This is a genomic window from Shigella sp. FC1567, assembly GCF_001743015.1.
GTDB classification, from domain to species: Bacteria; Pseudomonadota; Gammaproteobacteria; order Enterobacterales; family Enterobacteriaceae; genus Escherichia; species Escherichia coli.
The window spans coordinates 16,828-29,527 of sequence record NZ_MIIV01000255.1; the positions used below are offsets into that span (position 1 = coordinate 16,828).

Sequence of the window (12,700 nt, forward strand, 5' to 3'; positions counted from 1 at the left end):
GGCTTTCTCATTTTAAACGAATGACGTTTACTTCGCTTTACCCTGGTTTGCAACCGCCGCTGCTTTCGCTGCGATCTCGTCAGCATTACCCAGATAATAGCGTTTCAGCGGTTTGAAATTCTCGTCGAACTCATACACCAGCGGCACGCCAGTCGGGATATTCAGCTCAAGAATCTCTTCTTCGCTCATGTTATCAAGATATTTCACCAGCGCACGCAGGGAGTTACCGTGTGCGGCGATGATTACGCGCTCACCGCTCTTCATACGCGGTAGAATAGTTTCATTCCAGTAAGGGATCACGCGGTCAATGGTCAGCGCCAGGCTTTCCGTCAGCGGCAGTTCTTTCTCGCTCAGTTTCGCGTAACGCGGATCGTGACCCGGATAACGCTCATCATCTTTAGTCAGTTCCGGCGGAGTCACTGCAAAACCACGACGCCACTGTTTCACCTGCTCGTCGCCATACTTTTCAGCAGTTTCCGCTTTGTTCAGACCCTGCAACGCACCGTAGTGACGTTCGTTCAGTTTCCAGGATTTCTCAACGGGCAGCCATGCCTGATCCAGTTCGTCCAGCACATTCCACAGGGTATGGATAGCGCGTTTCAGCACAGAAGTGTAAGCAAAGTCAAAGCTGTAACCTTCCTCTTTCAGCAGCTTACCTGCTGCTTTTGCTTCGCTTACGCCTTTCTCAGACAGATCCACGTCGTACCAACCGGTGAAACGGTTTTCTTTGTTCCACTGACTTTCGCCATGACGAACCAGAACCAGCTTAGTTACAGCCATATACTTACTCCTCAAATCATCTTTTAATGATAATAATTCTCATTATATTGCCGCGACGAAGCAACAGCAATGCTTACGCATAACCATAGCGAAAATAGTGGCGCAGTGTAAGGTTGTTGTGAATATTGAGTTGCAAATATGTCGGTGTTTGCTGGTGATTTGAGCAATATGAGATAAAGCCCTCATGACGAGGGCTTAACATTACTCAGCAATAAACTGATATTCCGTCAGGCTGGAATACTCTTCGCCAGGACGCAGGAAGCAGTCCGGTTGCGGCCATTCAGGGTGGTTCGGGCTGTCCGGCAGAAACTCGCTTTCCAACGCCAGCCCTTGCCAGTCGGCGTAAGGTTCTGTTCCCCGCGACGGTGTGCCGCCGAGGAAGTTGCCGGAGTAGAATTGCAGAGCCGGAGCGGTGGTGTAGACCTTCAGCTGCAATTTTTCATCTGCTGACCAGACATGCGCCGCCACTTTCTTGCCATCGCCTTTGGCCTGTAACAAGAATGCGTGATCGTAACCTTTCACTTTGCGCTGATCGTCGTCGGCAAGAAACTCACTGGCGATGATTTTGGCGCTGCGGAAATCAAAAGACGTTCCGGCGACAGATTTCAGGCCGTCGTGCGGAATGCCGCCTTCATCAACCGGCAGATATTCGTCCGCCAGAATCTGCAACTTGTGATTGCGCACGTCAGACTGCTCGCCGTCAAGATTGAAATAGACGTGATTAGTCATATTCACCGGGCAAGGTTTATCAACTGTGGCGCGATAAGTAATGGAGATACGGTTATCGTCGGTCAGACGATATTGCACCGTTGCGCCGAGATTACCCGGGAAGCCCTGATCGCCATCATCTGAACTCAGGGCAAACAGCACCTGACGATCGTTCTGGTTCACAATCTGCCAGCGACGTTTGTCGAACCCTTCCGGGCCGCCGTGCAGCTGGTTAACGCCCTGACTTGGCGAAAGGGTCACGGTTTCACCGTCAAAGGTATAACGGCTATTGGCGATGCGGTTGGCATAACGACCAATAGAGGCCCCCAGAAACGCGGCCTGATCCTGATAGCATTCCGGGCTGGCACAGCCGAGCAGCGCCTCGCGGACGCTGCCATCGGAAAGCGGAATACGGGCTGAAAGTAAAGTCGCACCCCAGTCCATCAGCGTGACTACCATCCCTGCGTTGTTACGCAAAGTTAACAGTCGGTACGGCTGACCATCGGGTGCCAGTGCGGGAGTTTCGTTCAGCACTGTCCTGCTCCTTGTGATGGTTTACAAACGTAAAAAGTCTCTTTAATACCTGTTTTTGCTTCATATTGTTCAGCGACAGCTTGCTGTACGGCAGGCACCAGCTCTTCCGGGATCAACGCGACGATACAGCCGCCAAATCCGCCGCCGGTCATGCGTACGCCACCTTTGTCGCCAATCACAGCTTTGACGATTTCTGCCAGAGTGTCAATTTGCGGCACGGTGATTTCGAAATCATCGCGCATAGAGGCATGAGACTCCGCCATCAACTCGCCCATACGTTTCAGGTCGCCCTGCTCCAGCGCGCTGGCAGCTTCAACGGTGCGGGCGTTTTCAGTCAGGATATGCCGCACGCGTTTCGCCACGATTGGGTCCAGCTCATGTGCAACAGCGTTGAACTCTTCAATGGTGACATCGCGCAGGGCTGGCTGCTGGAAGAAACGCGCACCGGTTTCGCACTGTTCACGACGGGTGTTGTATTCGCTGCCAACCAGGGTACGTTTGAAGTTACTGTTGATGATGACGACAGCCACACCTTTCGGCATGGAAACTGCTTTGGTCCCCAGTGAACGACAGTCAATCAGCAAGGCATGATCTTTCTTGCCGAGTGCGGAAATTAGCTGATCCATGATCCCGCAGTTACAGCCAACAAACTGGTTTTCTGCTTCCTGACCGTTAAGCGCGATTTGTGCGCCGTCCAGCGGCAGATGATAAAGCTGCTGCAATACGGTTCCGACCGCGACTTCCAGTGAAGCGGAAGAACTTAACCCGGCACCCTGCGGCACATTGCCGCTGATCACCATGTCCACACCGCCGAAGCTGTTGTTACGCAGTTGCAGATGTTTCACCACGCCACGAACGTAGTTCGCCCATTGATAGTTTTCATGCGCGACAATGGGCGCATTGAGGGAAAACTCGTCGAGCTGATTTTCATAATCGGCTGCCATCACGCGAACTTTACGGTCATCGCGTGGTGCACAGCTGATCACGGTTTGATAATCAATCGCGCAGGGCAGAACGAAACCGTCGTTGTAGTCCGTGTGTTCACCAATCAAATTCACGCGGCCAGGCGCCTGAATGGTGTGAGTGGCAGGGTAGCCAAATGCGTTGGCAAACAGAGATTGTGTTTTTTCTTTCAGACTCATTTCTTACACTCCGGATTCGCGAAAATGGATATCGCTGACTGCGCGCAAACGCTCTGCTGCCTGTTCTGCGGTCAGGTCTCGCTGGGTCTCTGCCAGCATTTCATAACCAACCATAAATTTACGTACGGTGGCGGAGCGCAGCAGAGGCGGATAAAAGTGCGCGTGCAGCTGCCAGTGTTGATTCTCTTCGCCATTAAATGGTGCGCCGTGCCAGCCCATAGAGTAGGGGAAGGAGCACTGGAAGAGGTTGTCATAACGACTGGTCAGCTTTTTCAACGCCAGCGCCAAATCGCTGCGCTGGGCGTCGGTCAAATCGGTGATCCGCAAAACGTGGGCTTTGGGCAGCAGTAGCGTTTCGAACGGCCAGGCAGCCCAGTAAGGCACAACGGCTAACCAGTGTTCGGTTTCGACAACGGTACGGCTACCGTCTGCCAGCTCGCGCTGAACATAATCCACCAGCATTGGTGATTTCTGTTCGGCAAAATATTCTTTTTGCAGGCGGTCTTCGCGCTCAGCTTCGTTAGGCAGGAAGCTATTTGCCCAAATCTGTCCGTGCGGATGCGGGTTAGAGCAGCCCATCGCCGCACCTTTGTTTTCAAAGACCTGCACCCACGGGTACGTTTTTCCCAGCTCTGCGGTTTGCTCCTGCCAGGTTTTGACGATTTCCGTCAATGCCGCAACGCTCAGTTCTGGCAACGTTTTACTGTGATCCGGTGAAAAGCAGATCACCCGGCTGGTACCGCGCGCGCTCTGGCAACGCATCAAAGGATCGTTGCTTTCTGGCGCATCTGGCGTGTCAGACATCAAGGCCGCAAAGTCATTAGTGAAAACGTAAGTCCCGGTGTAATCGTGGTTTTTATCGCCTGTCACCCGCACATTACCTGCGCAGAGGAAGCAATCTGGATCGTGCGCAGGTAACACCTGTTTGGCTGGCGTTTCCTGCGCCCCCTGCCAGGGGCGCTTAGCGCGGTGCGGTGAAACCAGAATCCATTGCCCGGTGAGCGGGTTGTAGCGGCGATGTGGATGATCAACGGGATTAAATTGCGTCATGGTCGTTCCTTAATCGGGATATCCCTGTGGATGGCGTGACTGCCAGTGCCAGGTGTCCTGCGCCATTTCATCGAGTGTGCGCGTTACGCGCCAGTTCAGTTCACGGTCGGCTTTGCTGGCGTCCGCCCAGTAGGCCGGAAGGTCGCCCTCGCGACGCGGTGCAAAATGATAGTTAACCGGTTTGCCGCAGGCTTTGCTGAAGGCATTAACCACGTCCAGCACGCTGCTGCCTATGCCAGCGCCGAGGTTGTAGATGTGTACGCCTGGCTTGTTCGCCAGTTTTTCCATCGCCACGACGTGACCGTCCGCCAGATCCATTACGTGGATGTAATCGCGTACGCCAGTACCATCTTCGGTCGGATAATCGTTACCAAAAATCGCCAGCGAGTCGCGACGGCCTACAGCAACCTGGGCGATGTATGGCATCAGGTTATTCGGAATGCCTTGCGGATCTTCGCCCATATCGCCCGACGGATGCGCGCCAACCGGGTTGAAGTAGCGCAGCAGGGCAATGCTCCAGTCCGGCTGGGCTTTTTGCAGATCGGTGAGGATCTGTTCCACCATCAGCTTGCTTTTGCCGTAAGGGCTTTGCGGTGTGCCGGTCGGGAAGCTTTCAACGTATGGAATTTTGGGCTGATCGCCATAAACGGTGGCGGAGGAGCTAAAAATAAAGTTTTTGACGTTAGCGGCGCGCATGGCGCTAATCAGGCGCAGAGTACCGTTGACATTGTTGTCGTAATATTCCAGCGGTTTTTGTACCGATTCGCCAACGGCTTTCAGCCCGGCGAAGTGGATCACGGTGTCGATAGCGTGATCGTGCAGGATCTCGGTCATCAACGCTTCGTTACGAATATCGCCTTCAACAAACGTTGGATGTTTGCCGCCTAAACGCTCGATAACAGGCAGTACGCTGCGCTTACTGTTACAGAGGTTATCAAGAATGATGACATCATGACCGTTTTGCAGTAATTGCACGCAGGTATGACTTCCAATGTAACCGCTACCACCGGTAAGCAGAACTCTCATAATTCGCTCCATTAGGCTTATGGTATGAAATAACCATAGCATAACAAAGATGCGAAAAGTGTGACATGGAATAAATCAGTGGAATCGTTTACACAAGAATTTAGCCGTTTTTTATGCGCGATTAAGTGATTATAAAACAGAGGGTTTATGAATGATTGCGCTTTTTATCTGAAAAAAGAAGCGGTTTCATGCCTGCATGCGTCGAACCGTTGGCCGGAGAGGGCGCTTAGGCCGCCTCCGGCAAGGTCAGCACTACCGACTCAATATATTTTTGTCAGCACATAGCGATAGAGTCCACCGTCCGGCACGAACTCAAGGCGATGGGTAATACAGGCAGGCGCATCTTCAGCGTGGTGCGAAACAAACAACAATTGCGTTTCACCTTCGCTAATCAGCACATCAACAAAACGGCGGATAAGCTGGCGATTGAGCGGATCAAGCCCCTGTAGTGGTTCATCGAGAATAAGCAACGTCGGATGTTTCACCAGTGCGCGGACGATCAGCGCCAGATGCTGCTGTCCCCAGGAAAGACTATGGAACGGAGCGTCAGCCGTACGTTTATCAATGCCGAGAATATCCAGCCACTGCTGCACCAGTTTTTGCTGGCGATCCGAAACGGCCTGATAAATGCCAATCGAATCAAAATAGCCAGAAAGAATCACATTACGCACGGTAGTGCTGACCCGGTAATCCAGATGCAAACTACTGCTGACGTAACCGATATGCTTTTTGATATCCCAGATGGTTTCGCCGCTGCCGCGACGTCGTCCGAAAAGCGTCAAATCGTTGCTGTAACCTTGCGGATGATCGCCAGTAACCAGGCTTAATAACGTCGATTTTCCTGCACCATTTGGCCCGACAATTTGCCAGTGTTCACCTGGATTCACCTGCCAGCTAAGGTTATTAAGAATGGGGCGATCGTTATAAGAAACCACGCCATTGTTCAGCACAATGCGCGGTTCGTTGGCGGGTAAGGCGTGACGTGCTGAAGGTTCATCCGGCTCCGGCAGTTGCACACCTTCAAGCTGTTCACTATGTGCCAGTTGCGCGACGAGTGCTTGTTGGAGCAGTTCCTCTTTAGCGCCAGTTTCCGCTAACGTGCAATCCGCCAGCACGCCAGCAAACTGGACAAACTCCGGGATCTCATCGAAGCGATTGAGCACCAGTACCAGAGTAATACCGGACTGATGTAACGAGGCGAGTCGCTCAGCCAGCTGCTGACGTGAGGCAACATCCAGGCCATCGAACGGCTCATCAAGAATCAACAAGTCAGGCTCCGACATCAGCGCCTGACACAGCAGGATTTTTCGCGTCTCGCCAGTGGAAAGGTATTTAAAGCGTCGGTCGAGGAGGGCGGTAATACCGAACTGCTGCGCCAGTTGCATGCAACGCGGTGCATCCTTTACTTCATCCTGAATGATCTCAGCCGTAGTGCGTCCGGTGTCATCTTCGCCAGGGCCGAGCATATCGGTGTTATTCCGCTGCCATTCGTCGCTGACGAGTTTTTGCAATTGCTCGAAGGAGAGACGAGTGATGTGGGAAAACTGGCTTTGCCGTTCACCTTTCAAAAGCGGAAGTTCCCCCGCCAGCGCGCGGGCCAGGGCCGATTTCCCGCTTCCATTCGAACCGACAAACGCCCAACTATCACCCGCGTTTAACGTTAGCTGAGGCAATTGCAGCGTTTTTGTGTCGCTAAGACGAAACGTGCCTTGCAAAATTTGCAACGATGACATTTTATATCCCATTTTGTGCAGCGATTACTGACAGGGATACGTGTTTCATAACAAATTGTCAACACGCTTAGCACAGCGTGGCGATAATCACGCTGTCGGCATTAAAGTAGGCCGTGACATTCTGCCCTTGCTGAAGAGAAGTCGCTTCATTTACCGGCACTGTGGCGCACAGTGTTTGCCCGTCGGGTAGCGCCATTAATACTTCGCACTGCTCTGCGCCGCGCTCAATATGACTAATAATACCCGGTAATTGGTTGTTGGCGTTTTGTGCGACCGCTTCGTCCTGAGTAATGCCTACCCACGGCGCTTTTAGCAATATCAACACTTCTTTGCCTTCATCCAGCCCCAGACGTGCGCCGCTTTGTGCGGTAATTGCGACTTTCAGGCGTGTTTTTCCGTCAGCCAGTAAGACATCAACATGCTGTTGAACGTCATCATGATCGCGGGCGGTGATGGTACCGAACCACTGGTTACGGGCGCTGGTTTGCAGTGAAAAACGTGAGATCGCGGCCAGCAGGCTGTTCAGCGGCAGGGCGTCATCGTCACTTAACACATCAAAGGCTTTTTGCTGGATTTGCGCCAGTAAGTCATAGAGCTGAATCAGTCGCTGACCATAGCGGGTCAGTACTGCGCCGCCGCCACCTTTACCGCCTGTTGCGCGCTCAACCAGAATATGCTCGCTTAACTGATTCATCTCGTTAATGGCATCCCAGGCGCTTTTATAGCTGATACCGGCATCTTTCGCTCCCTGGCTAATGGAACCGGAAAGCGCAATGTGTTTTAGTAGCGAAATCCGGCGCGGGTCGGCGAATAATTTTTGTTGGAGCTTAAGGGTGAGAAGGATTTCGGCCTGCATAACAATGTCCTGGCAAAAGTCTTATTGTGACGGAAAACGAACGCCACGCAAAGCTGACCGCACAAAAGGGGAGTGCTTTTCTGTGCTTAGCGGTTAGAATAGTCTCATGACTATATCTGGAGTTGACCATGTTAGAGTTATTAAAAAGTCTGGTATTCGCCGTAATCATGGTACCTGTCGTGATGGCCATCATCCTGGGTCTGATTTACGGTCTTGGTGAAGTATTCAACATCTTTTCTGGTGTTGGTAAAAAAGACCAGCCCGGACAAAATCATTGATTCCCTGAATGCCCACTTAGTCGGGCATTTCTTTTTCTCAACTTCCTGCTTTTCCAGCCGATATTTTTTCTTATCTACCTCACAAAGGTTAGCAATAACTGCTGGGAAAATTCTGAGTTAGCCGTTATATTGTCACCTATATAACGTTACATTAAGGGGTTACCAATGGCTCGTAAATGGTTGAACTTGTTTGCCGGGGCGGCACTCTCTTTCGCTGTTGCTGGCAATACACTGGCAGATGAAGGGAAAATCACGGTGTTCGCCGCCGCATCACTGACTAACGCAATGCAGGACATTGCTACGCAGTATAAAAAAGAAAAAGGCGTGGATGTGGTTTCTTCTTTCGCTTCGTCATCTACTCTGGCCCGTCAGATTGAAGCGGGAGCGCCTGCGGATCTGTTTATCTCTGCCGATCAGAAATGGATGGATTATGCGGTTGATAAAAAAGCGATCGATACGGCTTCGCGCCAGACACTGCTCGGCAATAGCCTGGTCGTTGTAGCACCGAAAGCCAGCGAGCAGAAAGATTTCATCATCGACAGCACAACTAACTGGACTTCGCTGCTGAATGGCGGTCGCCTCGCGGTTGGCGATCCGGAACATGTCCCTGCTGGCATTTATGCAAAAGAAGCACTGCAAAAACTGGGCGCATGGGATACGCTCTCCCCGAAATTGGCTCCGGCGGAAGATGTTCGTGGCGCGCTGGCGTTGGTCGAACGCAATGAAGCGCCGTTGGGCATTGTTTACGGTTCTGACGCAGTTGTCAGCAAAGGGGTAAAAGTGGTTGCCACCTTCCCGGAAGATTCACATAAAAAAGTGGAATATCCGGTTGCTGTTGTGGAAGGGCATAACAATGCGACAGTGAAAGCATTTTATGATTATCTGAAGGGACCGCAGGCAGCGGAAATCTTTAAACGTTACGGATTTACAACCAAGTAATGATACTGACCGATCCAGAATGGCAGGCAGTTTTATTAAGCCTGAAAGTTTCTTCCCTGGCTGTGCTGTTTAGCCTGCCGTTTGGGATCTTTTTTGCCTGGTTACTGGTGCGTTGCACGTTTCCGGGCAAAGCTCTGCTCGACAGCGTACTGCATCTACCGCTGGTGTTACCGCCCGTGGTCGTCGGTTACTTATTATTAGTTTCGATGGGACGGCGCGGATTTATCGGTGAACGTCTGTATGACTGGTTTGGTATTACCTTCGCCTTTAGCTGGCGCGGCGCGGTTCTCGCTGCCGCCGTCATGTCGTTTCCGCTGATGGTGCGGGCAATTCGTCTGGCGCTGGAAGGGGTTGATGTCAAACTCGAACAGGCCGCAAGAACACTAGGTGCCGGGCGCTGGCGCGTTTTCTTTACTATCACGTTACCGCTGACCTTACCGGGAATTATTGTTGGTACGGTACTGGCTTTTGCTCGTTCTCTCGGTGAGTTTGGTGCAACCATCACCTTTGTGTCGAACATTCCTGGCGAAACGCGAACCATTCCCTCTGCCATGTATACCCTGATCCAGACCCCGGCGGGGAAAGTGGCGCGGCGAGACTGTGCATTATTTCTATTGCGCTGGCGATGATCTCCCTGTTGATTTCAGAATGGCTGGCCAGAATCAGCCGTGAACGGGCGGGGCGCTAATCATGCTGGAACTGAATTTTTCCCAGACGTTGGGCAACCATTGCCTGACTATTAATGAAACGCTGCCCGCCAATGGCATCACTGCTATCTTTGGCGTCTCCGGTGCCGGAAAAACTTCGCTGATTAACGCCATCAGTGGACTGACGCGCCCGCAAAAAGGGAGGATTGTCCTCAATGGTCGGGTACTAAATGATGCCGAAAAAGGTATCTGCCTGACGCCAGAAAAGCGTCGCGTTGGCTATGTTTTTCAGGATGCGCGGCTGTTTCCGCATTACAAAGTGCGTGGCAATCTGCGCTACGGCATGGCGAAAAGCATGGTCGATCAGTTCGATAAGCTGGTGGCGCTTTTAGGCATTGAACCGTTGCTTGACCGTTTACCAGGCAGCCTGTCCGGAGGCGAAAAACAGCGCGTAGCGATTGGGCGGGCTTTGCTGACGGCACCAGAATTGCTGTTGCTGGATGAACCGCTGGCGTCACTGGATATTCCGCGTAAACGCGAACTGTTGCCTTATCTGCAACGTCTGACGCGGGAAATCAACATCCCGATGTTGTATGTCAGCCATTCGCTGGATGAGATCCTCCATCTGGCAGACAGAGTGATGGTACTGGAAAACGGTCAGGTGAAAGCCTTTGGCGCACTGGAAGAAGTCTGGGGTAGTAGCGTGATGAATCCGTGGCTGCCGAAAGAGCAACAAAGTAGCATTCTGAAAGTGACGGTGCTTGAGCATCATCCGCATTACGCGATGACCGCGCTGGCGCTGGGCGATCAGCATTTGTGGGTCAATAAGCTGGACGAACCGCTGCAAGCTGCGCTACGTATCCGCATTCAGGCTTCCGATGTTTCTCTGGTTTTACAACCGCCGCAGCAAACCAGCATTCGTAACGTATTGCGGGCAAAAGTTGTTAATAGTTATGACGACAACGGTCAGGTGGAAGTGGAGCTGGAAGTCGGCGGTAAAACGCTGTGGGCGCGTATCAGCCCGTGGGCCAGGGATGAACTGGCGATCAAACCAGGCCTGTGGCTGTACGCGCAAATTAAAAGTGTGTCGATAACCGCCTGATTAAATCAGGTGGCTATAAATGAACTGGGCAATGCTGTCGGTGGTGTTATCACCAATCACAATGTTGGCGCGCGCTTTTACCGCGTCATCGGCGTTGCCCATCGCCACGCCTGTACCAGCGGCCTCCAGCATACTGATATCATTAAAGTTATCGCCGAACGCCACGACGTTTTCCATCGACCAGCCTTGCGCCTCAACCCATTTCGTCAAACGTTTACCTTTGCTGTTGCCGCCGCGTGCAATATCAACCTGATCGTGCCAGGACCATTCACACTCCAGTCCCAGTTCATGTTCGACATGCTTACCAAAATGCTGCAATTGCGGCATGTCATCGTGCGTCAGGGCGAACTTCCATACGGCGTTAACTTGTTGCGCCGTTTCAGCCAGAGAAGCGACTTGTGTGAAAGTCGGACGCTGTTCCGGCGGCAGGGTTTGCGCCCAGTTAGACGTGCGAATGACATGCCCGGTCGGGTGCTCATAGACCATTGCATCATCCACATACATCAGACCGTGAATGTGGTGTTCATTCAGCATCTCAATGAGTTGCAGGGCTTTATTAACGGGCATTGGGTCCGCTTCCAGCACGGTTTTTGCATGATAATCATACAAATAGGTGCCATTACAGCAAATAGCAGGTGTATCCAGCGCCAGCGCCTGATAAAAAGGATGAATAGCGACGTGATGGCGACCTGTGACGATGATTAATTGATAGCCTGCTTCGCGAGCGCGGGCCAGGGCTTCTATCGATGAAGGAAGCAGGGTCTTTTTCGGGGTCAATAAGGTGCCGTCTAAGTCGAGAGCAATCACGCGTGTGGTCATGGCGTATTCCAGATTAAGGTTAAGAATTTTCGTCTGCGCGAATGGTACACCGATACCACTATCGGACAAAATTCTGCGTTTTAATTCAGCATTCACCGCCAAAAGCGACTAATTTTAGCTGTTACAGTCAGTTGCTAAATGCAAAGGAGCATTCATGAAGCAAATGCCTCTTAGGAATTAATCCTTTATAATCAATTAATTACAAGTGGTGTTTCGAAATCATTCGAAATTAATTCTAAATGTCTTTCCATTCCCTCCCTCGTCCGTCACGGTATTTATCCGTCATGCTGGATGAACGATGTCCAAGGAGCGCCTGAGTGAAATCACTGCCTTTTTCTGCTGAGTGCAGGCGACCGGATAAACTTCGGATTTCATGAAATGGCGGTGGGTCACCTTCCCATTTCAATCCGGATGTGTCTCGGGCAATCCTGAACTGTGCTGCGATTGTCCTGGCTGTCTTCCCTCCGAGTAACTTTTCGTTTTTACCGTTTATTTTTTTCAAGTTATCCAGTACATCGGTAAGTGTTAAATTCAATCTGGAAATCGTGGTGGGGAGAGAAATGCGAATTTTTGCCCCTGTTTTTTGTTGTTCCACGTATAGTCTGCCATCTCTTATATCCTCCCATCTCATAGCCGCCAGATCTCCTTCGCGCTGTCCTGTTACCAGTGCAAGATCCATGCAAAGGCCGAACCATTCGTTCTGGACGTCTGCTATTTTCCTGATTAACAGATACTCGTCAATTAACAGTCGACTGCGCTTCACTTCAGTTCTGAATGGCCTGGTTGCAGAAGCTGGATCTTCTTCGGCAAGACCAGAAGCTATAGCTGTTTTAAAAATGTCTGTGAAGTGGTCAACAAAAACTGGCCACCGAGTTAGAGTTTTTCCAGTATCGATTTTCCGATTTGTTTGGGGGTAACCCACCGTTATATTCGTGCGGTCTTAGTGCGCTGTAATATCCAACGATATAGTCCGTTATGGCGTGAGCTGCCTCGCTGAAGCTTACGTAACCCACCACCGGCATCCATTCGTTCTTCAGACTCCTGAAGAAGCGTTCCATTGGGCTGTTATCCCAGCAGTTTCCGCGC

At 51.6% G+C, this 12,700-nt stretch carries 13 protein-coding genes and 1 pseudogene; 4 read left to right on the forward strand and 10 right to left on the reverse strand.

The window, feature by feature from the left end; translation table 11 throughout:
* Positions 1-27: 27 nt before the first annotated feature.
* From gpmA to modE, 7 genes are all read right to left on the reverse strand, one after another.
* Positions 28-780 (reverse strand): 2,3-diphosphoglycerate-dependent phosphoglycerate mutase, encoded by a 753-nt coding sequence (gene gpmA, locus BHE85_RS14990; protein ID WP_001295305.1) that lies wholly within the window; start codon positions 778-780, stop codon positions 28-30.
* A 201-nt stretch (positions 781-981) separates the two neighbouring features.
* Positions 982-2,022: a galactose-1-epimerase gene (galM, locus tag BHE85_RS14995; RefSeq protein ID WP_000931389.1), complete on the reverse strand. Its 1,041-nt coding sequence runs from the start codon at positions 2,020-2,022 to the stop codon at positions 982-984.
* Positions 2,016-3,164 (reverse strand): galactokinase, encoded by a 1,149-nt coding sequence (galK, locus tag BHE85_RS15000; RefSeq protein ID WP_000053435.1) that lies wholly within the window; start codon positions 3,162-3,164, stop codon positions 2,016-2,018. Before galK ends, galM begins: the two co-directional genes overlap by 7 nt.
* Before the next feature lie 3 nt (positions 3,165-3,167).
* Entirely contained in the window at positions 3,168-4,214 is a 1,047-nt protein-coding gene (gene galT / locus BHE85_RS15005) for a galactose-1-phosphate uridylyltransferase (RefSeq protein ID WP_000191490.1), read from the reverse strand.
* 9 nt (positions 4,215-4,223) lie between these two features.
* A complete protein-coding gene (gene galE / locus BHE85_RS15010; protein ID WP_001265315.1) occupies positions 4,224-5,240 on the reverse strand; it encodes a UDP-glucose 4-epimerase GalE in 1,017 nt (338 codons plus the stop codon).
* Between the two features lie 260 nt (positions 5,241-5,500).
* Positions 5,501-6,973, reverse strand: coding sequence for a molybdate ABC transporter ATP-binding protein ModF (modF, locus tag BHE85_RS15015; RefSeq protein ID WP_000096856.1), 1,473 nt, complete (start codon positions 6,971-6,973; stop codon positions 5,501-5,503).
* 67 nt (positions 6,974-7,040) lie between these two features.
* Positions 7,041-7,829 carry a molybdenum-dependent transcriptional regulator gene (gene modE, locus BHE85_RS15020; protein WP_001147440.1) on the reverse strand — a complete coding sequence of 263 codons (789 nt, stop codon included), beginning with the start codon at positions 7,827-7,829 and terminating at the stop codon, positions 7,041-7,043.
* 128 nt (positions 7,830-7,957) lie between these two features.
* Between modE and acrZ the strand changes: the two genes are divergently transcribed.
* The 4 genes and pseudogenes from acrZ to modC all read left to right on the forward strand — a co-directional run bounded on the left by acrZ (position 7,958) and on the right by modC (position 10,795).
* Positions 7,958-8,107, forward strand: coding sequence for a multidrug efflux pump accessory protein AcrZ (gene acrZ, locus BHE85_RS15025; protein WP_000891515.1), 150 nt, complete (start codon positions 7,958-7,960; stop codon positions 8,105-8,107).
* Positions 8,108-8,272: 165 nt separating this feature from the next.
* Positions 8,273-9,046: a molybdate ABC transporter substrate-binding protein gene (gene modA / locus BHE85_RS15030; protein WP_000101999.1), complete on the forward strand. Its 774-nt coding sequence runs from the start codon at positions 8,273-8,275 to the stop codon at positions 9,044-9,046.
* Positions 9,046-9,734 (forward strand): annotated as a pseudogene (gene modB, locus BHE85_RS15035) (molybdate ABC transporter permease subunit). Before modA ends, modB begins: the two are co-directional and overlap by 1 nt.
* 2 nt (positions 9,735-9,736) lie before the next feature.
* A complete protein-coding gene (gene modC, locus BHE85_RS15040) occupies positions 9,737-10,795 on the forward strand; it encodes a molybdenum ABC transporter ATP-binding protein ModC (RefSeq protein WP_000891683.1) in 1,059 nt (352 codons plus the stop codon).
* Here modC and ybhA read toward each other — a convergent pair whose 3' ends face one another.
* The 3 genes from ybhA to BHE85_RS15055 form a co-directional block, all read right to left on the reverse strand.
* The gene (gene ybhA / locus BHE85_RS15045; protein ID WP_004981511.1) at positions 10,796-11,614 is read right to left on the reverse strand and encodes a bifunctional pyridoxal phosphate/fructose-1,6-bisphosphate phosphatase; all 819 of its coding nucleotides are present in this window, start codon (positions 11,612-11,614) and stop codon (positions 10,796-10,798) included.
* A 235-nt stretch (positions 11,615-11,849) separates the two neighbouring features.
* Entirely contained in the window at positions 11,850-12,536 is a 687-nt protein-coding gene (locus tag BHE85_RS15050; protein WP_012421354.1) for a tyrosine-type recombinase/integrase, read from the reverse strand.
* Positions 12,466-12,700: integrase core domain-containing protein (locus BHE85_RS15055; RefSeq protein ID WP_146627986.1), on the reverse strand; the 235-nt coding region annotated here is incomplete at its 5' end. The genes BHE85_RS15055 and BHE85_RS15050, both read right to left, overlap by 71 nt.